The sequence below is a fragment of the Paenibacillus durus ATCC 35681 genome (assembly GCF_000993825.1).
Lineage (GTDB): Bacteria > Bacillota > Bacilli > Paenibacillales > Paenibacillaceae > Paenibacillus_AQ > Paenibacillus_AQ durus_B.
Genome location: NZ_CP011114.1, coordinates 2,352,661 through 2,375,524, shown reverse-complemented (window position 1 = coordinate 2,375,524; position 22,864 = coordinate 2,352,661). Strand labels below are relative to the sequence as shown.

At 49.3% G+C, this 22,864-nt stretch carries 22 protein-coding genes and 1 riboswitch; of the genes, 15 read left to right on the top strand and 7 right to left on the bottom strand.

The window, feature by feature from the left end:
• Positions 1-21: 21 nt before the first annotated feature.
• A complete protein-coding gene (locus tag VK70_RS10880) occupies positions 22-1,284 on the top strand; it encodes a molybdopterin molybdotransferase MoeA (protein WP_046723265.1) in 1,263 nt (420 codons plus the stop codon).
• Positions 1,285-1,342: 58 nt separating this feature from the next.
• Entirely contained in the window at positions 1,343-1,969 is a 627-nt protein-coding gene (gene mobB, locus VK70_RS10875) for a molybdopterin-guanine dinucleotide biosynthesis protein B (protein ID WP_082210227.1), read from the top strand.
• A 160-nt stretch (positions 1,970-2,129) separates the two neighbouring features.
• Here the strand turns inward: mobB and xerS are convergent, their stop codons facing one another.
• Entirely contained in the window at positions 2,130-3,212 is a 1,083-nt protein-coding gene (gene xerS / locus VK70_RS10870; RefSeq protein WP_046723263.1) for a tyrosine recombinase XerS, read from the bottom strand.
• A 150-nt stretch (positions 3,213-3,362) separates the two neighbouring features.
• On the opposite strand from xerS, the gene VK70_RS10865 reads away from it, so the two are divergent.
• The 5 genes from VK70_RS10865 (at position 3,363) to VK70_RS10845 (ending at position 7,197) form a co-directional block, all read left to right on the top strand.
• On the top strand, positions 3,363-3,872 hold the full coding sequence (locus tag VK70_RS10865) for a GNAT family N-acetyltransferase (protein ID WP_025694661.1): 510 nt from the start codon (positions 3,363-3,365) through the stop codon (positions 3,870-3,872).
• Between the two features lie 183 nt (positions 3,873-4,055).
• Positions 4,056-4,676 carry a TetR/AcrR family transcriptional regulator gene (locus tag VK70_RS10860; protein WP_025694662.1) on the top strand — a complete coding sequence of 207 codons (621 nt, stop codon included), beginning with the start codon at positions 4,056-4,058 and terminating at the stop codon, positions 4,674-4,676.
• Positions 4,677-4,704: 28 nt separating this feature from the next.
• The gene (locus VK70_RS10855) at positions 4,705-5,577 is read left to right on the top strand and encodes a hypothetical protein (RefSeq protein ID WP_025694663.1); all 873 of its coding nucleotides are present in this window, start codon (positions 4,705-4,707) and stop codon (positions 5,575-5,577) included.
• Positions 5,574-6,050, top strand: coding sequence for a flavodoxin domain-containing protein (locus VK70_RS26470; protein WP_025694664.1), 477 nt, complete (start codon positions 5,574-5,576; stop codon positions 6,048-6,050). Before VK70_RS10855 ends, VK70_RS26470 begins: the two co-directional genes overlap by 4 nt.
• A 31-nt stretch (positions 6,051-6,081) precedes the next feature.
• A complete protein-coding gene (locus VK70_RS10845) occupies positions 6,082-7,197 on the top strand; it encodes an AbrB family transcriptional regulator (protein WP_025694665.1) in 1,116 nt (371 codons plus the stop codon).
• Between the two features lie 208 nt (positions 7,198-7,405).
• Here VK70_RS10845 and VK70_RS10840 read toward each other — a convergent pair whose 3' ends face one another.
• On the bottom strand, positions 7,406-8,248 hold the full coding sequence (locus VK70_RS10840) for an aldo/keto reductase (RefSeq protein WP_025694666.1): 843 nt from the start codon (positions 8,246-8,248) through the stop codon (positions 7,406-7,408).
• Between the two features lie 268 nt (positions 8,249-8,516).
• Between VK70_RS10840 and VK70_RS10835 the strand changes: the two genes are divergently transcribed.
• Entirely contained in the window at positions 8,517-8,912 is a 396-nt protein-coding gene (locus VK70_RS10835) for a winged helix-turn-helix transcriptional regulator (RefSeq protein ID WP_025694667.1), read from the top strand.
• A gap of 806 nt (positions 8,913-9,718) precedes the next feature.
• Positions 9,719-10,366, top strand: coding sequence for a FusB/FusC family EF-G-binding protein (locus tag VK70_RS10830; protein WP_025694668.1), 648 nt, complete (start codon positions 9,719-9,721; stop codon positions 10,364-10,366).
• A 104-nt stretch (positions 10,367-10,470) separates the two neighbouring features.
• Here the strand turns inward: VK70_RS10830 and VK70_RS10825 are convergent, their stop codons facing one another.
• On the bottom strand, positions 10,471-11,715 hold the full coding sequence (locus VK70_RS10825; RefSeq protein WP_025694669.1) for an MDR family MFS transporter: 1,245 nt from the start codon (positions 11,713-11,715) through the stop codon (positions 10,471-10,473).
• 127 nt (positions 11,716-11,842) lie between these two features.
• On the opposite strand from VK70_RS10825, the gene VK70_RS10820 reads away from it, so the two are divergent.
• The 5 genes from VK70_RS10820 (at position 11,843) to VK70_RS10800 (ending at position 17,012) form a co-directional block, all read left to right on the top strand.
• Positions 11,843-13,633, top strand: coding sequence for an ABC transporter substrate-binding protein (locus tag VK70_RS10820; RefSeq protein ID WP_025694670.1), 1,791 nt, complete (start codon positions 11,843-11,845; stop codon positions 13,631-13,633).
• Between the two features lie 604 nt (positions 13,634-14,237).
• Positions 14,238-14,660: a hypothetical protein gene (locus VK70_RS28615; protein ID WP_025694671.1), complete on the top strand. Its 423-nt coding sequence runs from the start codon at positions 14,238-14,240 to the stop codon at positions 14,658-14,660.
• Positions 14,661-15,142: 482 nt separating this feature from the next.
• Positions 15,143-15,469, top strand: a complete 327-nt coding sequence (locus tag VK70_RS29520; RefSeq protein ID WP_025694672.1) for a winged helix-turn-helix domain-containing protein — start codon at positions 15,143-15,145, stop codon at positions 15,467-15,469.
• Between the two features lie 213 nt (positions 15,470-15,682).
• Entirely contained in the window at positions 15,683-16,243 is a 561-nt protein-coding gene (locus VK70_RS10805) for a papain-like cysteine protease family protein (protein WP_025694673.1), read from the top strand.
• Between the two features lie 13 nt (positions 16,244-16,256).
• Positions 16,257-17,012 (top strand): hypothetical protein, encoded by a 756-nt coding sequence (locus tag VK70_RS10800; RefSeq protein WP_025694674.1) that lies wholly within the window; start codon positions 16,257-16,259, stop codon positions 17,010-17,012.
• A gap of 414 nt (positions 17,013-17,426) precedes the next feature.
• Here the strand turns inward: VK70_RS10800 and VK70_RS10790 are convergent, their stop codons facing one another.
• From VK70_RS10790 to VK70_RS10780, 3 genes are all read right to left on the bottom strand, one after another.
• Positions 17,427-17,720, bottom strand: coding sequence for a hypothetical protein (locus VK70_RS10790; protein ID WP_025694676.1), 294 nt, complete (start codon positions 17,718-17,720; stop codon positions 17,427-17,429).
• Positions 17,721-17,906: 186 nt separating this feature from the next.
• Positions 17,907-19,643 carry a phosphomethylpyrimidine synthase ThiC gene (gene thiC, locus VK70_RS10785; RefSeq protein ID WP_025694677.1) on the bottom strand — a complete coding sequence of 579 codons (1,737 nt, stop codon included), beginning with the start codon at positions 19,641-19,643 and terminating at the stop codon, positions 17,907-17,909.
• Positions 19,644-19,728: 85 nt separating this feature from the next.
• Positions 19,729-19,842: riboswitch (TPP riboswitch) on the bottom strand.
• A gap of 41 nt (positions 19,843-19,883) precedes the next feature.
• Entirely contained in the window at positions 19,884-20,822 is a 939-nt protein-coding gene (locus VK70_RS10780; protein ID WP_025694678.1) for a Gfo/Idh/MocA family protein, read from the bottom strand.
• A 118-nt stretch (positions 20,823-20,940) separates the two neighbouring features.
• On the opposite strand from VK70_RS10780, the gene VK70_RS10775 reads away from it, so the two are divergent.
• Complete coding sequence (locus VK70_RS10775) at positions 20,941-21,897, top strand: helix-turn-helix transcriptional regulator (RefSeq protein WP_025694679.1); 957 nt, start codon at positions 20,941-20,943, stop codon at positions 21,895-21,897.
• Positions 21,898-22,079: 182 nt separating this feature from the next.
• Here VK70_RS10775 and VK70_RS10770 read toward each other — a convergent pair whose 3' ends face one another.
• Positions 22,080-22,859: a hypothetical protein gene (locus tag VK70_RS10770; RefSeq protein ID WP_025694680.1), complete on the bottom strand. Its 780-nt coding sequence runs from the start codon at positions 22,857-22,859 to the stop codon at positions 22,080-22,082.
• Between the last annotated feature and the right edge of the window lie 5 nt (positions 22,860-22,864).

Below are 22,864 nucleotides of genomic sequence, written 5' to 3'. Positions count from 1 at the left end.
CAGAATCGGGAGGAACCACTAATGGTAAACCGGGAATCAGTGGACAATAAGTTTGGGAGAAAGGCGCTCCAGGTGCAGGATGCTCAGAAGAGAATACTGGCTTACGCCGCACGGCTTGCGAGCGAGACCGTTCCGCTTGAAGAGGCCCAGGGGCGATATTTGGCGGAAAATATAGCGGCTCCGCATCCTTTCCCCGCGTTCAATCGTTCGGGAATGGACGGCTATGCTGTAGTCGCTGCGGATACGGAGAACTGCCGCGAAGGCGAGACAGTATGGTTGAAAGTAGTCGACAATATCCCCTGCGGCTCGGTGCCGTCCGGAGCGATTATCCCTGGAACGGCGGCGCGGATTATGACCGGGGCGCAGGTGCCGGAGGGCGCCGACGCCGTCGTCATGCTGGAGGCGACGGAAACACGCGAGCTTGACGGCATATCTCATGTCGGTATCCGCAAGCCGATTGTAAGCGGCCGCAATGTGACACCTCGGGGTCTGGAGATAAGCGAGGGCGAGACCGTACTATCGGCTGGCCGTAAGATTGCGGCAGGAGACATCGCCGTGCTGGCGACGTTCGGCATATCCGGTGTGCCGGTTATCCGCAGGCCCAAGGTCGGCGTATTCGCTACAGGCAGTGAACTGCTGGATGTGAAGGAGCCGCTTCAGCCTGGCAAAATCCGCAACAGCAATTCCCCGATGTTGGAGGCGCTGGTAAGAGAAGCGGGGGGCGAGCCGGTAATGCTTGGCGCCATTGCCGACGATCTCGATCTTGCCCGGAGCAAGGTGCAAATGGCCCTGGAAACGTACGACCTTGTGATTACGACCGGAGGAGTGTCAGTCGGCGATTATGATATAATGGGCGACCTGGTGCGCGAAGAAACGGGGGACATGCTGTTCAACAAAATCGCCATGCGGCCCGGCAGCGTCACTACAGCCGCAGTACGGGGCGGCAAGGTGCTGCTTGCACTCTCCGGCAATCCCGGCGCCAGCTATATCGCCTTCCAGCTGTTCGCCCGTCCGGCCATTGCTTCCATGCAGGGGGCAGCGGAACCGTTCCTTCCGGAATGGACTGTGATCCTTGGCGCCGAGTATTCCAAGGTCAACAATTATACCCGCTTTGTGAGAGGGCGTCTGGAGGTTCGGGACGGGAGCGTCTATGCTTATCCGGCCGCACTTGATGCATCGTCTGTCATGGTCACGATCAAGGACAGCGATTGTCTGATCATCGTGCCTCCCGAAGAACGCGGATTGGCCGCCGGGACGAAGGTCCAGGTGATTAAGCTGCCATGAGGAGGCTTCTGGGTAGCAGAGGAATGGTCTCTGGCAGGGGGGGCGGCGGGCGGGGCGGATGAGGAGAGTGCCCGCATCCGTACCTTTGCCGGCTTCCGGCGCTCATGCGGACGCCCGAAGCGGTCATGCGGACAGGAGTGGGAAGAGCGGGACATCATCCTTCCGGCCAGCGGTCTGCCAGGTTGTCGGCTACAAAAACAGCGGTAAAACAACGCTTATTTGCGAATTGATCCCGCTGCTTAAAGCGAAGGGGTGCAGCGTTGCCGTTATTAAACATGATGTCCACGGCTTTGAGACCGACCGTCCGGGAACGGATACGTGGAAGCAGCGTGAAGCGGGCGCCGGGGCGGTTGCCATCACGGGGAAAGACCAGTCCTTTATTTATGAATCCAGGAGCAGAGAGCTGGCGGAATTGATACAGGCTTTTATGCATTACGATTATGTGCTTGTGGAAGGCTTCAAGGAGGAACCCTATCCCAAGATCGTGCTGTTACGGAATGAAGCGGATTTGGAACTGGCTTCACGGCTGCATGGAGTAGCGGCGTCGGCAATCTGGGGAGAACTTCCTGGGTCCATCGCGGAAGATCTTCCGCCCGGGCAGCGGTGGTTTGGAATCAACGATACGTCCGCAATCGCCGAATATTTATGGCGGGAACGAATCTTTTTTCAAAATTTCAATATATGAAAAATTCACAACAATAGGAATCGCATAATCCGTCATATCCGCATAATCCTACATATCGCCAAAAGCTGCACCTGCTCAGGCCGCCTGCAACCGTTCATCAAGCGGAAAAAGGCGGCTTTTCGCGCATCCCCGGATGGATACGGCGAAGCCGCCGATTGGATTAGGACTCGATCCGCCGCTCAATGGCTTCGGACATCGTCTTGTCGGTCAAGTGGGCATATACCTCGGTCGTCTCGGTGGAAGCATGCCCGAGCTGCTCCTTTGTTTTATAAATATCATTTTGCAAATAATAGTCGGTAGCGAAAGAGTGCCGCAGCTTGTGAACGGTTAAGTAGGGCTTGCCGAACCGCTTGGCGTACTTGATGATCATGGCTTGAATGGCGCGTTTGGTCATCCGCTTGCCTTCCTGGCTGCCGTTGGGCTTCGTCACGAACAGCGCTTTTTCCTTCTTGGGCGTGTTGTAGCGGGACTGCCGGAGGCTCAAATACAGCTGCAGATCATCCTTGGCCTGCTCGCGGAAGTACACAGGCGTCTTAAAGGTCTCGTCATTATGGCCTTTGCGGAACACATACAGCAGCTTGTTGCCCAGATCCAGGTCGTCCGTATTCATATTGACGATTTCCGATACGCGCAGCCCCGAGTTGAGGATAAGGCCTGCAATGCAGGCATCCCGCTCGCGGTTCAATTGGAAAGCGTAATACGCCTGCTTATTGTCTTCCACATCATGTCCATAGCCTTCAAGGATGTAGCCGACAAATTCGAGCAGCTCATCCTCCTCCAGTATTTTTCCTTTCAGCCTGGCCGCGGTATCCTTCGGCTTGTGAATGCGCTTGATCTCAACCTTGGCCATGATGTTGCGCTTGAGCAAGGGATAGAAGTTCTCGTCTTCGGCGATCTGGCTGAGGTAATGAAACAGGGAGCGGAGGGAGGACAGCTTTCTTGAAACGGTAATTTTTGAATTCGTCCCTTCCGTTCGGGTGGTCAGGTGCAGCCGGTAGCCGACAATGCTGTCCATATGGAGCGTCTCCAGGTCCAGCAGTGTAATTTCCGCATTGCTTGCGGCCTCCGACAATCCTTCCGTGCGCAGCCAACCGAAAAAGGATTCATAATCCCGCACGTATTCCAGCAGGGTAGAAGGAGAGAGGTCCGGCAGCTTGTAATCGATAAATTGCTGTACGAACCAAGGCATCGATGGCAGCTTTAGCTCCAGATGTTTGCGGTCGCTCTGTTTTTGAATGCTCATGAGGTCACCTTTTCTCACAGATTCTTCGTTCTGCCTATTATTTTATCATGTTCCGATTGGATTTTCTTTTAGCTTCCCGCCTTGCTCCGGAGGGTGCAAAGTTATATCATGTGAAATAATAGCAAAAAAGGACATACAGAGGTGAATCCCTTGGAACTTGGACTCGAACTCGTTCCTGCCGAACGGAAGCAGATTATCAGCAGACTGATGCAGTTCTATCTGTACGACTTCACACGATACCTGGACCTGGATGTGAACCCCGATGGGGAATACCCTGCATATCCGGGCCTGGAAGCTTACTGGAGCAGCGGCCATAACAAATATGCTTATCTTATTACATGCGATAATCGTCCGGCAGGCTTTGCGCTCGTTGACCGGCTGCTGCGAAGCAGCGAAGGACAGTTTTATATGACGGAGTTTTTTGTGATGCCCAAATACCGCCGTTCCGGCGTCGGAACATGGGCGGCGCATCTGCTGTTCGATATGTTCCCGGGAGATTGGAAGGTATCCCAGATTCGCGCCAACTCGCCTGCCCGCACCTTCTGGCACAGGGTGATCGGCGATTATACGAACGGAGCTTTCCTGGAAAAATTCAATTCGCGTCAGGGCAACCCGAGCCAATATTTCAGCACCCTGAACGTCGGCAGGGTCAATAAATAAACAGACAGGAGCAGGTACGGCAATCTGGTATTCAACCGGGTTGCCTTTTTTTTATTCAACAAGCTTACACATGCAAATGCGATGGGGAAAAAGCTCATTGACAGCAATCCGGGCAAACACTATACTGAACGGTGTTCAACGTACTAAACACTATTTAACGACAATTGAAAGGAGGCTCGAACCATGACGAAACGCCAGGAGCGGCAGGAGCGTGAACGGGATGAGATGCGGCAGGCGATTTTGGATGCGGCAGGCCTCATCGCGGCGGAGGAAGGGCTGGAAGGCTTGTCCATCCGGAAGATTGCGAAGCACATCGAATATTCGCCGGGCATTATTTATCACTATTTTGCAGGCAAGGAAGCCATTATTGAACAGCTCCTGGAGCACGGCTATCTGAAGATGGTGTCGGACCTGAATACTGTTAGTGCTAAGGAGACACGACCGGAGCTTGTATTCGCGCAGACGATGCGGCGTTATATAGAGACTTCACTTGCGGACGGCGTCCGTTACCGGGACATTATGCTTAACGAATCTCCTTCCGTTCTGTCCCATACGGCAGTGCTGTTTCGCGGGGCTTCGTCGCAGCGAGAGGCGCTAAACTTGCTCTTCCGGCTGCTCCGCAGCTTCGAGCATCTGAAAGAGAAGGATGAAGATGATCTGGAGCGTACGGCTCAGGTGATCTGGAGCGGGGCGTTCGGGCTAATTCTGCGTCTGACGATGGAGAAGGATCTTCCTGTGGAACAGAAAGAGCGGTTAATCCAGCATTATCTGGAGACGACGCTGATTATGGTCGGCCATTTATAAGAAACGGGCGGAGGCGTTAGGGAAGCTGATGAAAAATGGAAAGATCGTATCATTTTTGTCCGTACTGATTATCGTGCTGGCAGCGGTTGCGGTGGGATATGGTCTATTTTCCGGCGGAGGAACGGGCAGGCATATGTTTACTTCCGTAAGGGGAGAACAGGTGGTGCTCGATGGCCGTGGTGTGTATCAAAACGACTCGGTATCCATGGCCGCTCAGGCAAGAGGTCAGGACGCCGTCACCCTGTTTGTGGGCATACCACTGCTAGCGGTTTCTGTGACGCTGTCGGTGAGGGGAAGCTTTAGGGGAAGACTGCTGTTGATCGGGACGCTTGGCTACTTTTTATACACGTATATGTCCTACTCCTTTCTGTCTTACAATGCCTTATTTCTCATCTATGTGGCTTTAATGTCGCTAAGTCTTTATGCATTCATATTAACGATGGCGTCTTTCGACTACAACCGGATTTCCGGGCATTTTGGGCCAGGTCTTCCCGTTAGAGTAATCGGAGCTTACCTGCTGTTGATAGCTTTTGCTGTGGCGATGCTCTGGCTGGGCAAAATAGCGGGTTCGCTTACTTCGGGTTCGCCGCCGCAGGGCTTGGAGCATTACAGCACCTTGGTCATTCAGGCTATGGATCTGGGTATTCTCGTTCCAAGCTCCGTTCTGGCCGGAGTGATGCTCATTCGTAGGAAATCCTTCGGCTATTTGCTCGCGTCGGTCGTCATCGTGAAGGCTTTGACATTGCTGACTTCCATTTCGGCTATGCTGGCGGCAATGGTTTGGGCGGGGGTATATGTATCTCCGGTGGAGATGATTCTGTTTCCGGCTTTTAATATCGGTATGATCTGCTGCATGACCGTCTTGTTGAAAAATGTTCGCAGAGAGGAAGATAGCCCATGAAAGCCATTATTCTCTATACTTCACGGCATGGCTGTGCCGAACAAGCGGCTCTAGCTTTGCAATCGCGGATGGGAGAAGGGACGGAAGCCGTCAATTTAATGCATACTCCTCCACCTTCCTTAGCCGGATTTGATACCGTGATTATGGGCGGGTCCATCTATTACGGGAAAATCCAGAAACAAATGTCCGAGTTCGTAGACCGGGAGATAACGGCTCTGGCAGACAAGCGAATCGGCTTGTTTATTTGTGCGGGCGAATCGGAGGATAAAGCCGGGCTGGAGCTGCTGCGTTCTTTTCCGGAGAGTCTGTATTTGAAAGCCAAGGCTGCGGAAGTGCTGGGCAGCGAAGTGAAATTTAGCAAGCTGTCGCTTGCGGAAAGGCTGGTCTACCGGGCGGTGACAGGCAAAAGCGGCGATAGAGGCAGATTATATACGAACCGGATCGATCATTTCGTTTCCAAGCTGCTGCGATGAATGAGATTGCGATAGGAGTAGAGAATTAGAAATGCAAAAACGATTGCGAAATAATTCGAATGTCAGATTCGCTGTTACTCTGCTGACCGGGGCTATCGGAGGAGTCTTATTCAAGCTGCTGCATCTGCCTATTCCTTGGCTGCTCGGACCTATGCTGGCGGCGCTGATCGGTTCCAATTTGACAAAAGGTTATTTTGTCTGGCCCCCTGCGGCGAGAAATACAGGGATGATTATCGTCGGCTATACCATAGGACTCGCGATGACCGCGACGGCACTCAAAGAGATCTCCATTGAACTGCCCAGCATGCTCATGATGACCTCGGCGTTAATCATATTGTGCGCCGGGATTGCCGCCGCCGTAGCTAAGCTGTCCGGTATCGACTACAAAACGGTGCTGCTCGGAAGCATTCCCGGCGGCCTAACTCAGATGATTATTTTGGCGGAAGAGACCAGAGGAATCGATATCACGGTCGTGACAGTTATCCAGGTCATTCGTCTAATGATGATTATTGTATCCGTACCTTTGCTCGTATTCGGCCCGTTAAGCGGTTTGAACCGCGGTGAATCGGATGTCATCCCGGCTCTAGCCTCAGCTCATGCGACCTGGAGCAGCTTGTTCCCCGATATCATTCCTTTTGCTCTTGTGTGCGTCGTTTGCGCACTAGCAGGCAGCAGGGTTAAATTTCCGACTCCATATCTGCTTGGGCCCGCCATTGGTACAGCAGTCCTACAGATTTGCGGACTATCCGGACCATCGCTTCCGGCCGTTCTCTTGGCTGCCGCGCAGCTGATGATCGGCGTTTATGTCGGACTACTCCTGAAGCCGGCGAATCTGAAGAATATGCTGCGAACTCTTCTGCTGGCTATAGGAAGCAGTGTGCTGCTGATTACAGGAGCCTGGTTCTTAAGCATGCTTCTAAGAGTGAATAATGACGCCTCCCCGGCGACAGCGCTGTTGAGCATGGCCCCCGGCGGCATGGATCAAATGAGTCTCATCGCCCACGAAGTGAATGCGGATCTGCCGATGGTGGCCGGATACCAGCTATTCCGGACTTTTTTTATCTTCTTCGCCGTTCCTCCCTTGTTGAAACTGTTCTTCCGGGTTGGCTCTCGGGCAAAGGTGGAAGGGCAGCGGCAGGCGAAGTAATCTGACAGATTACATAATAAATATTATGTAAACTAAATGGAACGATCTAAGATTCAATAAAAGTTCTGCTACAGAAAATGTAAGTCTAGGATGCTTCGCTTGATATGTTTCAAAATTCATCATATGAAAAATTCGGAATAGAATTCATGCGGAATATTAAAAAACCCCCGCCTTTTCAAATGCTAAAAGCGGGGGTGCAGCTAAGGAATCAGAAATCAAAGTTATCCGGGTCAGGGCCGACGCGGCGGTTTTGGTTCAGGGCATCGATTTGGTTCATCTCATCCTGAGTCAGTTCAAAGTCGAAGACCGAAGCATTTTCAATAATGCGATGTTCTTTGGTTGACTTTGGGATGGTAATGACTCCGTGCTGCAAATCCCAGCGTAAAATGATTTGAGGGACCGATTTACCGTATTTTGCGGCTATTGCTTGCAGAAGCGGTTGAGAGAGCAGCCCGCCCTGCATTAACGGCGCCCACGCTTCCAGCTGAATACCATTTTCGCGGGAGAATTGAAGCAGCTCTTTTTGTGAAAGATAAGGATGGAACTCCACCTGGTTCACCATAGGCTTAATTTCGGCGTCCGCAAACAGGTCCTCCAGATGATGGATTTGGAAATTGCTCACTCCGATCGCTTTAACGCGGCCTTCTTTGTACAAAGTCTCCAGCGCTCTCCAAGCTTCTTTATATTTGCCCGCTACCGGCCAGTGAATGAGATAAAGATCGAGATAATCAAGACCCAGCTTGCTCAGGCTCGTCTCATAAGCGGCCAGCGTTTCGGCATATCCCAGATCGGAATTCCAGACCTTGGAAGTTATGAACAGATCTTCTCTGGAAAGATTGTTCTCGGAAAGAGCCTCGCGAATGCCTTGGCCGACGCCGCTCTCATTGCCGTAAATGGCGGCTGTATCAATGCTGCGATACCCGTGCTTTATTGCCGATTTTACCGCTTCAACCAGCTCTGAGCCTTCCTCCACTTGAAATACGCCAAGCCCGAACCAGGGCATTTGAACCCCGCCTTGAAGTGTTGCCTTGCTTTGCAGGTTTTCTATCATTCTTGAAATCCTCCAGTGATTATATGTTTTTTTGAAGAACAGTTTCTGTTTCGAGAGGCGATGCCCATTTATTTCCAGCACCAGGCGCGGAGTTTTCCTGCCTTTTTTGTTGGATTTCTTTTACATTCTGTCCATTTCAGTGTGGTAATTACCGGCCGATAGTGTTATTATGTATCCAACGATTATTATTGAACAGTACGTACTTTTAAGTACTATAGGTACTTTTTAGTTCCTATTCAAGACAATTTCTTTATGGAGGCAGTGAACAATGACTCAAAAGAAATATAATATTCCGGTAGAAGCGACTCTTGAAATCATCGGCGGGAAGTGGAAATGTGTCATTCTGTGCCATCTTACGCACGGCAAGAAACGGACGAGTGACCTGAAGCGTCTTATGCCGGCAATCACGCAAAAAATGCTGACCCAACAGCTTAGAGAATTGGAAGAGAACGGCGTCGTCAACCGAATCTGCTACAATCAGGTTCCGCCCAAGGTGGAATATGAGCTGAGCGAGTACGGTTGGAGCCTGAAATCGATTCTGGATTCGCTCTGTGCATGGGGGGAGAGACATATCATCAAAGAATACGGCGACAAATTCGCTGTGCTGGAAGATAATATTTTGAACAAGAACAGTATGGTGAAGGACCACCAGCCGATCGGCTGATCCGTGTCTGTTTCGCAAGCCATCATCCTATAAAAAAGCAGGCGTAACCCAATCCTGACCATTCTTCAGCTTAATGTAAAGTTGTTAGCAGGAGAGGGAGGCGCTGCGTTCAGAGCCGTGTAGCTGCCGTCCATAAGGGCGGCTTTCTCTTTTTCCAACATTTAATTATATGAAAAATTCACAACAAATCTCTATGAGTTAAGCCTGAGGGAGACAAGCAGGAATTGCTATATAGTTTACATAATAAATATTATGTAAACTAATACTGAAAACATGGTGAACCAATGTTCGCTCCGGTCATCACTCTAATTCCTATATTTCAATATGTGAAAAATTCATACTAGGAAAACATGAATCCGTTCTCTCCCTTGCAGCACAGCCCCAATCAAACCATTTACCTCTCCCGCAATACAATTCAGAAAGGAAAAAGGCTGCCGAAGCACCCCTCATAACCGATTCTATTGCTTGATGCTTCGAGAAAATAAACGGACAATTATGAATTTTGAAAAGCAGAGTTATAGCATTTTCAAATAGAGAGATGCCGATTCACCCAAAGAGATAGATTGTTCATATTGGGGATTTTTGTTATACTTTTCTCATAATTTGTGATTGGGGGTTTTACTGTGGCAATGCTGAATTGCTCATTAACTAGGAAGTCCTCATGCAAAGCCTGATTTAGGGCGATACTTTGCGTGGGGTGCGGTAGGATGAATGCTAGATTTTATCGCCCAAACTGAATTTTATCGTTTCTTATAGCGGGCTTTGCACCTTATGATCTTTTATGAAAAATAAGGGGCTGAAGAGCTATGAGTAAACCATTTATTAGAAACCATCAATATAATGTCATTAAGAAACAAGCGGAATTCATTCAGAATACATTGCGAAATGTAGCGGATCGGAGTGTCCTGGAAACCGTAAGGTATCGCTCCGTGACGAACATTATTGAAGCATTTCCTTACCTAACAGAGAATCAGCAGAAGATGCTGGAACAAATATCGACCTTCGAGACGGCATACGATTTCCAAAGATATCTTACCGAATTAGAACCATACCTGGAGTCATATCCACCGATTACGCTACAACAGATTCAGAAGCTGTTCTCTAAGAATAAGAAACTGAAAGTACCTGATCTGGGTTCAATCGACTTTCGATTTGTGACGTACCTCAGTTGGGTGGATATTGCCGCGAACAGATTATTCATTGTATATCCGTTCGAAGGACAGTTCATCGGTATCGAGGGGAAAATTACGCCGACAAACAAGAAAGGGTATTGCCTGTTCTGTAATCGGCATCATGAGCTTGCATTCTTCTTGGTCAAGACCAAGCCTGCGATCCCTTCGCCGGATAATTATGCTGCCATTGGTCAATACGTATGCATGGATAATCAAGTATGTAATCAGAGTATTACCGATACAGGATCACTGGAGAAGTTCATTCTCTCCGTTCGCAAATAAAGATATAACTAGAAAACGGCTGCCCTTAAAAGGCAGCCTATTTTATTCTTGATGATAGTCTCCCCTCCCGTTTCAGATATTACTATTCGAAAATCTGCGAGCCTTCAACACTTCCGGTCTAAAACATACTGGAGGTTGATGGATCTCTCCCGTGCTGTCAGGCGACGGTGCGCAGTCAAGAGAAAGGGCAGACCAAGCGCAGTCATGAGAGCCAGTGGGATGAATATAGCGAGTCCATGTTCCGGGCCCAAATGGTCAAGCAGCAGGCCGCCAAGTATCGGCGCCATAACGCTGCCTATACCGTTGAAACCGATGGTTCCGAAGTAAGTCCCTTTCCATTCCGGCTTCGCGACCCGGTCAATCAGCATGTCCATCATCGTGAATAGCAGCACTTCGCCAATCGTGAACAACACGACGCTGAACATAAGCAGAGGCAGGCCGCCGGCCAGACCGAACAGAATCAAAGCGGCCACGACGCATATATTGCCGAGGATCAGCGGGACGACCGGCGGAAAATGGCGGGCTGTCCGCACAACGGGATATTGGACGACGAGTACCGTAATCGCATTTAGCGACAGCATGTAGGAGAAGGCTTTTCCCCCATCTGCGAAATGGGTGTTGAGCGCCAAATACTGCGCCAGTGTCGAGTCGAAGTGGCCGTACCCCAGTACACAAAAGATTGTACCTAGTAGGATCGGCAGAAACACGCGGTCACGGCTTGTTACGGCGAGCGCTTCGCGCAGCCGAGGGGCCTTGGATACGGAACGAGCCGGCAAATTCTTGCCATGAAGGGCAAACTGCAGAACAAGCACGAGTCCGTAGGCGATATAGATGATGGCGGCGATCAGGAACGGAAAAGTCGATTTTGCCGAACCAAGCTGCAGGCCGATGATCGGACCGAAGACGACACCCAGATTGACCGCAGCATAGCGCAGATTAAAGACCAGCAGCTTATGCTCTGCGGGGGTAATATCCGACAGCAGCACCCTTGAGGTTGGCTCGAAGACGGCGCGGCATAATCCGTTAAGCGTATTGACAATCAGAAACACCCACAGATGTCCAGCCACAGCAAAGCCGACGAACACTAAGGCCCAGCTGAAAATCGACACCAGCATCACCTTTTTGCGCCCGATAATATCCGAGATGTAGCCGCCATAGAAAGATATCGAGACTCCGGCCAGCGAGCTGACCGCTATGGTCAACCCAGTCTGCGTCGGCGATGCGCCCAGTACTTTGGTCAAATAAATGGAAAGAAAGGGGATGCTCATCGAGGTGACCAGCCTTCCGAACATCGTCCCGATAATGATGGTCCATGCGAGGGGATGGACATGGCGTAATGTTTGCTTCATGATGCTTCTCCTTCAAAGTTGTATCTTGTCATCCGACTGGGGACATGGGTATAATTGTAATACAAAAAAGGGGAAGGAAAAGTGAAATCTTACATGGAATGATTTCACCTTTAAAGGAGTGAGGTAGGTGGAACTGAGTGACGCCCATTTTATGCGGTTGGCAACTGCTCTGCAATCTCCCGGAAGACCGGAGGAGCCGGTTCGCGTGACGATTGAGCAATTGTCCGAACTGCTGTCCTGCACTCCCCGCAACGTCAAGTTTATTCTACGGCGGCTGGAGGAGAAGGAGCTGATCTCGTGGAAGGCTGGCAGGGGAAGAGGGCATACTTCGTTGTTAACTTTTTTGCGGAGTACGGAAGAAATATGGGAAGAGACTTTTCAGGAGCTGCTCGCAAAAGGAAAAATGAAGGAAGCGATTGAGCTGATCGGAGCGCCCGAGGTGAGCAGTCTCCTAAGAGAAAGGCTGTGGACGGAGCTAAACCGGCAAATGGGCTTTCACAGCGAACCGGAAGCTTCTTCGGGGCAGGATGTGCTGCGTATGATGCGGAACCGCCATTTGGAGAGGCTGGACCCGGCTTTTGTGTTTACGGCATTTGAAGCATACATCATCGGACAAGTCTGCAATACGCTGGTGAGCTATGAAGCCGCAAGCGGCAGCTTCCTTCCGGGGCTTGCCCATACGTGGGAGCACAGTGAAGATTATACCCGCTGGACGTTTTATCTGCGAAAAGGGGTTCGTTTTCATCATGGACGGACATTAACTGCCGGCGATGTTAAATATACATTGGAAAGGCTGTTTCAAGTGGACAGCCCGTCGCTGTGGCAGTACCGGGACATAGAAGAGGTGAGAACGGAAGGCGATTATACGATTTGCTTTTGCCTAAGCCGTCCGAACCTGTTCTTTTTACATGTAGCCGGAAGTTTGTACATGTCCATTCTACCGGGCGACGTCAGCTTCTCGGGTATCCCAGTCGGTACCGGCCCTTTCCGTGTGGCCAATCTGAATGAAGATGTGCTCACGCTTACCGCATTTGATGACTATTACGCCATCCGGCCGCTGCTGGATAAGGTGGAAATCTGGTTTTTTCCCGAGAAGACAGGCAATGACCGGCAGTACGAGCTTTCCGGCGCGGATAGCGACGACCTTATGCCTTGGAACCAATATAACAGCAGCATCGACTACCCGGCGCTCGGCTGCCGGTATATCGTGTTCAATTTGCGACGGGAAGGGGTGCATCACCGGAAGGAGATCCGCGAGGCTCTGCGCATCGCATATGACCGGGTCGCGCTGATTCGTGAACTCGGGAGAAGCCGCTACATACCTGCAGACAGCTTCCTGCCTTGGGTCAGCAAAGAGCGGTGGGTGGAGGAGAGAAATCTAGCCGAAGCCGCGGAGCTGCTGCGCCGTGCGGGATATGCAGATGAGCCGTTAAGACTGGCCTATCCGCCCAAGAAGGAGGAAAGCCAGGAAGCCGAATGGCTGCAAAAAAGATGCCGCGCAGTCGGATTAAACCTTATGCTGCACCCGCTTGACAGCAGGGATCATGAGCATGTTCTGCAGGAAGCCGATTTACTCCTTGCGGAAGAGGTGCTGGAGGATGACTGGGAATGGGGGATGATGAATTTTTACAAAAATGAACAGAACTACCTTCACCTAATGTTAAACTGTAGGGATACCGATTTATTGGACCGCGAACTGGAAAATGTCTTTCAGCTTCCCCCGCAGAAACGCGCCGCCAGCCTGCTTCAAGCGGAACAGCTTGCCCGGGACAATTTCTGGATGCTCCACGGCTGCCATCTCAACAAAAGAGCGAAGCTCAGCCAGAGCCTGCTCGGCCTGCATACAGGCTCATTCGGGTTTCTGGATATTTCCAAGCTGTGGGTCAAGAGTGGGAGGGAGAAAGATGTGCAGGGTTAAATATAAGCATGAGGGGTGTGACAAACTGGATAGTTCCATATTCGTGAATCCTTCAAAAACGTATTATTTTGTTACTTAATGAGAGGTAAATCAATCAAGTTATATATTATGCGAGAAAAGTATAAAAATTTAAAAACAGCAGAACTAAGTAATTGGACAGGTAAGGCATATATTGGACAAAGAAAACATGTTCATATGCTTCAAAGTATTGAAGAGTTTTTTATTTGCAAGTTGAATCAAGTATACTTCGGATAACACCGTATTTGCGCTGCGGCCATACGGCCCTTGGTCTGCAAGAGGCATTTCGGAGAAGCGGATTCAGCAGACAACCCTAGAGTGTTAACTCCCTATAATAAGTGGTTTATTCGTATTGGCTCTGCGGAGGTTACCGAGTAACGGCTGGTTACGCTGGATACCCGCTGCGCAATGTATCGCAGCAGGAGCTGATGAACACAGCCGGTTCCTTGTGGAGCCTGAACGGTTCCTCGGGCAATCAAGCGTCGTTCATCCAGCAGTTTTTGAAGGAGGCTAAGCAGAAGCAAATCTATGTGGGCGGCAATGACGGATTGAAGTTGCCCCTCAACTTCGGACATTTATCGGGAGCATGCAGGTGCCGTCCGGCATCGACACGGCTCGGGTTAATGCTTTCGTGCAGCGGTGGTACAGCGAATACAGTCTTCCGGCTGCGCTTTACGTCGTGCCAGCAGGCTTCAATCTGGCCGAATATGGACACACTCATCGGCTGGACGACAATACGCCTGTTTTTCTAAGAGATGGGTATATCGTGGTCAATTTCAATATCGAAACCATTCGCAATAAAGACATCAGCCAACCGCACCTGCAATACAAAAACGCGCTACTGGACGACGATGTTGTGTTTTATCATTCCGATTTCAGCCGCTCGGGCGAGGAATTTTGGGTGAATTGGTTTACACAGCGTCCCCCCTGTAAACTCCAGCTTTCGAGGCGGAGCTGGGGGAGATCGGGGTGTGCTGCAAAGCCGAAGACGTATTCTCCACTTTTGTAGTCAGCACCCGGAAGCCCGCATCCCCGGCGGATGGAGTAAGGATGTGTACGGTTTTTACCTGCAAACAGCGGAGCATCGTTATTATTTACGATGGTTTCTCCTTGTCGGGGACTACAACTTAATTGTACTGTTACGCTCGTCCCGAGCGCTAGACGGAACAGCCATCGGCAGCAGTCTTCCAGGCCCCTCTCTGCCAACGAAAACGCCAGAGCCGGGACGCTAAGGGGTGAGGTCAGCGTTCTGCGAAGTCATTGCCTCCTAATGGCGGGCCTGCCTTCAATTGGGACAGACCTCAATTCTCGCTAGAAGAATAGATGTGAAGAACAGTTAGATTAAAAGCTAGTCCAAAACAGGCGATCATCTTTCTTTAAAATTAATTAACGAAACATATTTGCTGTCCATTACGTTAATATATATGTATTCCTTAACCTTAAAAACCTTAAAATGGTATTAATTTGAGTAAATATCTAGGGGAGAAGCCAATGTCTAAGTTAATACACTTGCGTAACGATTGTTATATTGATCTAGATAGAGCAATTTTAGTCAAGGATGGTCTGCCTTGTTCTTTGACCCCCACTGAAACCAGGCTGCTTCAAACACTTGCGACTAATCCCGGACATATCGTTACTTACAACCGATTATTAAATGAACTGCAGACATACCAGCCACACTTGACTCGTCATGAGCTTCATGTTTACGTGAGTCGCTTAAGAAAGAAATTTGACACTAAGTTGGATATTCAAAATTTTATACTCGTGGTTAAAGGCGTTGGCTACTTATTAATCACGGAAGGTCTAAATCGTCTTTAGAAGTGAGCTGTCACTTGAAAATCTTCATATAACAGAAAAAGTAAATATTGTCGAAAAAATCAATAAGATGAGAATAATTCGACAAGCTTTATATGCTACAATTTAGTTGATACATGAAGTTTAAAGATAAAAACTATGATGGGAGGTATTTATTCCTTATTTAAAACAAAGTTAACCCAAGTAAAAGCTAAAAACACGTTTGGAGGAGAAAAAATGAAAACAAGACGGAAAGTACTGGCGATTTTTGGTTCCTTCTTAGTTATATCTTTGTTGGTTGTCCAAACGTCCTTTGCCTTTTCAGGACTCGCGGCAATTGGGGCCGGTATTCAAAAACAAGAACAAACTAATTGGTGCTGGGCAGCAGTATCGCAAGGAATTCTAAATTATTACGGGAAGTCTGTAACTCAGACCGACTTCGTAAAAAAGGTAAAGGGTGCTGCTGTAAATAATCCTGCATCGGATGCAGAGGTAAAATCTGGGCTAAGTAGTTATGGCATAAGTAGCACCCAAATAACTTGGGCATTATCCTATACCAATGTTGTTGCTGAAATTGCAGACAATAAGCACCCGATTTATGCAGGCTGGTCATGGACCTCTGGCGGCGGACATGCTTTATTGATAAAAGGTATAGACAATTCTCACTTAACCGATAGTACAGACTGGGTGTATTACCTGGACCCTGCTGACGGTTCCTTAAATAAGGCAAGCTATAGTTGGGTTGTAAATGGAACTGGTCACGTTTGGGACGGCACGCTTTATAATATTCATAATTAAGGAGGCCTCAACTATGAAAAAAATCCTTTGTTTAGCTCTTTGCCTATTTTGCATATTCAGCACCAGTGCTTTTGCGTCATCGGGGGACAATGAGGTTATTCCCGCCGAAGTCCAACAGGCAGCAGATCAAGGATTGAAGTCTTTCATTGCTGAGGCTTCAATGACACCTACGGATTATGGATATTCAAACGCAGATGAAGTTAGCAAAGTCCAACTTGGTAAGGGTGCCAAACTTTATGCAATTGATAAAGGATTATTTGGCAATGCAAGTAAAAAACTCACCGATTATTCAACCGATACAAACACTTGGATCTTTACCATTGACCTTAATGGTTCTCCGAAAAATTTCTTGACAATCGGACAAGAAAACGGACAGTTTAAAGTGGTTCAGGTGGGAGGTAACGCATCAAATTTTGGTGCAGCTAGAGCCAAGATTGAAAAAGAATATGGGACAGCCAGAGTATTTCAAGGAGGATTAGCCTACTATTTTGCGGCTGAAAGCAATGGGAAGGACGTAATACTTTCTTCAGTTCCACAACAGCAGGCCAAATCATTGAATGCATTAGGTAATGACAATTACAAATCAACAGATGATATAATTAACTTTTTTAAGAACCAGAACACTTCTGCTGCAGAACAGCAAAGAGGCGGTCAACTGTCAGAAACAACTTATAACACTAACACCTCATACATCCTTATTGGTGTAGCTATCGTGGTGGTTGCAATTGGGGCTTTTATTATTCTTAAGAGAAGAACTAGTAGAGTGTAAATCCAAGTATAGTCTCATATTAAGCTTGACGGTTAACCGAGGCTGTCCCAAACTACCATGGCCTAGCGGCCACCACCATGAATGAAAATGAACTTGGCCTGTGAATCTGTGTGTTCCATACGGGAACTGCAGGTCACAGGCCGTTACTTTTTTGGAGGACAAGCACTCTGGGTCCCAAACCGGCCGACTGTATCCCATGAGCAAAACGGGGAATGCCTTGCGGGGCATAGGGTTTCGGCATTTCTATAAGGGCGAAAAATGGTTCGCATAATATATTGTTATCTGAAGCTACGATGAATTGGCATGCATAAATATATGTATTTTCCGTCAGAATCCCAATTAAAAACATGATCTTTTCTTAGAGTTACAATTATATCTTGTCTTCCTTTACAATTAGGGTTTGAAATTGGAATATTAACGGGTGGTGTATATCCATTTCGCATTGAAAAAAATATCCCCTGTTGTTCCTAGTTTTGACTCTCTAGAGTAAATATTGTTATCGGCTATCATACAAAAATATGCAGTTTCATAATTACGATCTAAACAATGCTCTAGACATTCAATATCTTCATATGAATCTATTCTCGCAAAATCCTCTGCCCCTTGAGTTTTTTTCTTAAACTTAAGTTCCATAGCACCTTTTGCCAGTAGTTTAGATCCATCATTTTGAGGGGAATATCTGATTGATTTCGGAGACGCGGATACCAAGCCGACTTCCTGATCTCCGGAGGAAATGATATCGATAACGAGTATCCAACGTCGTTCAAAATTAACGGCCAATACTGATAGGAATCAATTTAGATTTTGATCGAAGTGCGATTCCGCAAAAAACAGCGGCAGTCCAAAGCTTTTGGCTTCAGACTGCCGCTTCATTACAACCGATTCACTTACATATTACCGATACAACCCGTGCTCCGCCTCCGCAAACTGCTGCGATTTCTCTTTCATTCCACGCTCAATCGCTTCGCTGTCCTCCAGATTATGCTGCTTGGCATACTCCCGGATATCCTGCGTGATTCTCATGCTGCAAAATTTCGGTCCGCACATGGAACAGAAATGCGCGGTCTTGGCGCCCTCCGCGGGCAAAGTCTCGTCGTGATACTCAATCGCCCGCTCGGGATCGAGCGACAGCTGGAATTGGTCCTTCCAGCGGAATTCGAACCGGGCTTTGGACAGCGCGTCGTCCCGCATCTGGGCTCCGGGATGCCCTTTGGCGAGATCGGCCGCGTGCGCTGCGATCTTGTAGGCGATGACGCCTTCACGGACATCGTCCTTGTTCGGGAGGCCCAGATGCTCTTTGGGCGTCACGTAGCAGAGCATGGCGGTGCCGAACCAGCCGATCATTGCCGCGCCGATGGCGGAAGTAATGTGGTCGTAGCCCGGCGCAATATCTGTCGTGAGCGGCCCCAACGTGTAAAAAGGAGCTTCCTTGCACACTTCCATTTGGCGGTCGACATTTTCTTTGATTTTGTGCATCGGAACATGGCCCGGGCCTTCAATCATAACCTGGACATCATGCTTCCAGGCAATTTCGGTCAGCTCGCCCAGGGTGTCCAGCTCGGCGAACTGCGCTTCGTCATTGGCATCGGCGATGGAACCCGGCCGCAGACCGTCTCCAAGAGAGAATGCGATGTCGTACGTCTTCATGATTTCACAGATTTCTTCAAAATGGGTATACAGGAAGTTCTCCTGATGATGGGCGAGGCACCAGGCCGCCATGATCGAGCCGCCCCGGGACACAATGCCGGTAACCCTTTTTGCGGTCAAAGGGACATAGCGCAGCAGCACGCCCGCATGGATCGTGAAATAGTCGACGCCTTGCTCGGCCTGTTCAATCAGCGTATCGCGAAAAATTTCCCAGCTCAGCTCATGCGCCTTGCCGTCGACCTTTTCCAGCGCTTGATACAGCGGTACTGTACCGACCGGAACCGGGGAGTTGCGGATAATCCATTCCCGGGTTGTGTGAATATGGCGGCCTGTCGAAAGATCCATAATCGTATCCGAGCCCCAATGGGTCGCCCAGCGCATTTTCTCCACTTCTTCTTCGATTGAGGAGGAGACTGCGGAGTTTCCGATATTGGCGTTAATCTTGACCAGGAAGTTCCGCCCGATGATCATCGGCTCGCTTTCCGGATGATTGATATTACAAGGAATAATGGCTCTGCCGCTGGCGACTTCATCCCGGACAAACGCTGGATCGACATTTTCACGGATGGCAATGAACTCCATCTCCGGTGTAATGATGCCTTTGCGGGCATAGTGCATCTGCGTAACATTGGCTCCACTCTTGGCTCGCAGCGGCTTCCGTCTCAATCCTGGAAAAATCTCTGTGGAAGCATCCTGTTCCTCGCTTCTTAATCCATTATCCTCCGGCTTTACGTTCCGGCCCTCGTATTCCTCGATATCCCCTCGTTCCAAAATCCAGTTCCGGCGGAGCGGGGGCAGCCCTTCGCGAATATCCGCAACGACTTGGCAATCGGTGTAGGGGCCGCTTGCGTCGTATACCCGCACGGGGGCATTTTCCGATACGCCGTCAACCCCGGCAGTATCGCTCAGCGTAATCTCGCGCATGGGTACCCGAATATCCTCCCGCGAACCCTCTACATACACTTTTTGACTTTGACTTGTCATTTCATTTCCTCCTCCAATTAGTATGAACCGTCAGAGGAGACCAGGTACGCAAAAAAGACCGCATCCGAAAGAAGCGGTCTTTGAACATACAAAGCCTGTGACGATTCCTCCGCTGGCATTACCCAGATCAGGTATTACGGTCGATGGCATAGGGCCATCCTCTCAGCCCGGCTGTTTCCGAGCTCCCGTGTCTATGATGTTGTCTCTAACAGAATATCCTAATCGCTGGAAAAGCACAAGCTACTTTTGTTTTATTTTCCGCCGGATTTCCAGCGCGGTTGCCAGAGACTTGGCGGCCTTCTCCAAGGAAAGGAGCGAATCGGGCTTCTGCCCGAAGCTTTGCAGCGCGTGCTCAAGGCTTTTGGCGTAAGGGTTGACCTCTTCCAGAACAAGGCGCTGTCCACCGGAAGCGGAATGTTTAATCAGGACCGGCTCTGCTGCACCGTCCCGGTCGCTCTCATGAAAGACCAGCTTGGCGGACTCGAAATACGCTTCATAACCTACCGTAAAGGGATATCCGTTAGGCATCCCAGAGGAAGAAATAATTTCTGCAAAAGTACTTCCCTCCCGGAAGAACGCCCGTACGTTTGCCTGCCGCTTATCCCTGTATTCCGCTCCCCAGGCGGAGATAAGCTCCGGACAATCCATAATTCCGTTAATAAAATCCAACTCGTGAATCATCAGATTGACGGGGAGAGATTCCAAGCCGAGATCGCCCCAGAGCGGCGGCGTTTCCCTTTTTAAAGTGAGAGACAGCAGCTTGCCGTATGTACCCTTCAGGCAGGATTCGCGCAAATAGGCGTAAGCCGGGTCAAAATGGATAAACCGGTTAACGAGGACTCTTTTGCCGGAGCTTCTTTCCGCATCCAGCATGGCCGCAGCCTCTTCCACAGAGCAGCATACGGGCGTTTCGCAGAACACATGCTTTCCATGCTCAAGCGCCTTGACCGCAACCTCGCAGTGAAGAGAGGTCGGAAGGCACAGGTCGATGACATCAATGTCCGGATCGCGCAAAATTCCATCCATATCCCGGGCAATCTCTACATTTAGCTCCTTCTCCAATTGCGCCAGCTTAGCATCGTTCCTGCCGAACACGACCACCCGTCCACACACATCCATTGATTTCAGCAGCTTGGCATGATACGCTCCAAATCCTGTTCCGAGTACAGCTACATTCATTAGTTCCAACTCCTTCAATTGTTCTGGCTCTATGATATACTTGTATTGTTGACAGCAGAATGGCAACGATTTGAGTTGTCTGTGAAATTTTCTGTCCGCTGATAAAAGGAGGGGCGTTATGAGGCTGCATCGGCTGGTTGCGATATTATTGCTGCTGGAATCAAGGGGGAAGCTGAAAGCAAAAGAGCTGGCGGATGCGCTGGAAACCTCCGTCCGTTCGATTTACCGTGATGTGGATACGCTGGCCGAAGCCGGTGTTCCGATTACAAGTGCTCCGGGGCCGTCCGGCGGTCTTTCGCTGATGGAAGGGTATACAGTTGATCTAAAAAGTTTACATAATGATGACATAGTTCACCTGTATCTGACGGGACTCGGCATTTATTCCGGCGCGGGAACCGAATCCGGACATAAGCTCCAAAGTGCGCTGCTGAAGCTGGAAAAAACGCTGCCGGATGAGTACAAACCGGATTTGCTTAAGGCTAAGTCCCGGTTTTATTTTGACGATACGCCATGGTGGCGCGAGCGCCCCGATGCTCCCTGCCTGGAAACGGTTCGTGCCGCGCTGTGGAAATCGCATAAGCTGACGATCCATTACCGCAAACCGGGAGGGGAGTTGTCCATTCGGAAAGTGCGGCCCTACGGGCTGGTGGTGAAGCAGGGGGAATGGTATCTGGCTGCCTACTGCGAAGAGGCGGAGGAAGTTCGGACGTTTAAATGCGAGCGAATTTCAGCGGCAGAACCATTAGAGGAAAAGTTTAAAATTCCGGCAGATTTCGCATTGGAACATTATTGGAAAGGGAGCGATAAGTCTTTTAGGCGGTCGCGGCAAGAGAGGGAGTATTATCCGGTAATTCTTAGGGTGAAAGAGCCAAACGTGAATTTGCGGAACAAGCTGGAGATTCTGCATACTGCCTGGGAGCAGAATGTCGCTCTGCTTACGGTGAATATGTATGGTTACGAAGCCGCCTGCCGTGACGTCATGGAACTGATCGGCTGCGCCGAGGTCATTTTGCCGGAGGAGCTTAGAGATTTTATCAAAGGTAAGCTGGATGAGCTTCGTACTCTTTATGGGTAGTACCAGCGTAGCTGTCACCAGGGACAAACATCTGGATTAACCTGGGAATTTACTGTGACCTTTAAGCCTTGTCCTGAAAGGATGTAAACGCTTCCTATGGACATATGTACAAAATCCGATTTTTTTTGAAGAAGTAAGCCCAAGAAAAAAGCAGTACCTCCGCTAAGAGGACTGCTTTTTTCTTACTTATTGCCTGCCTTTTTAAGCTGAACATCCTTCCAGTTCGTACGACCATCCTTGTCATAACCAGTCATTTCGGAAGCGTTCAATATTTCGCCGGTTTTGACATCGAAGAATACGGTCATCCTCAAGCTGTCATTCTCACTGTTAGGGGAATTGGGTGAGATTCCCATGACTCTAAGAAGATAACGACTTTCGGAAGAGTTTGGATCAGTAATAAATCCCATGATACTAAAATGATACCCCTTGATCCAGTCATCCTCAATTTCGGGATTCCCTGGCCGCATACCTAGTACTTCAATCGCCTTTTTAACTGCCTCGGGAGAATCAATTTTAATATTAGAAATTGCATACTGCCCTTTCTGAAGTGAATTGTTGTCGTCCTTTTTCACCTCAGAATCGACTTTCCCATCTTTGAACGATATGGTAACATTAATATTGCCCTTCTTGTTACCAAACTGAAGATTCCAAGCATTCCTTTTTCCATCCGCACCATCGGTTTTTCCTTGCGGCACAGTAGTATCATCAGTACTTGTCAAACTAATAAGCAGGGGTTCTTCTTCTGTGTGCTTCTTTGTCTCTTCATATCCAAGGCGCAAAGCTTCCATCATGGTTAATTTTTTCTTCTCGTCGGCCTTCTCGTTGCTTATTGACGTAGTAGCCTGTTCCACAGGTTTGTGGGCAGAACCGCCGAATGGGCCGATCTTTAGTGCGTACAATAGAAAGACTGCACTCGCAATCAATATAATAAAGCCTATGCCGACGTACCTCTTTTTTAACAAGTGTA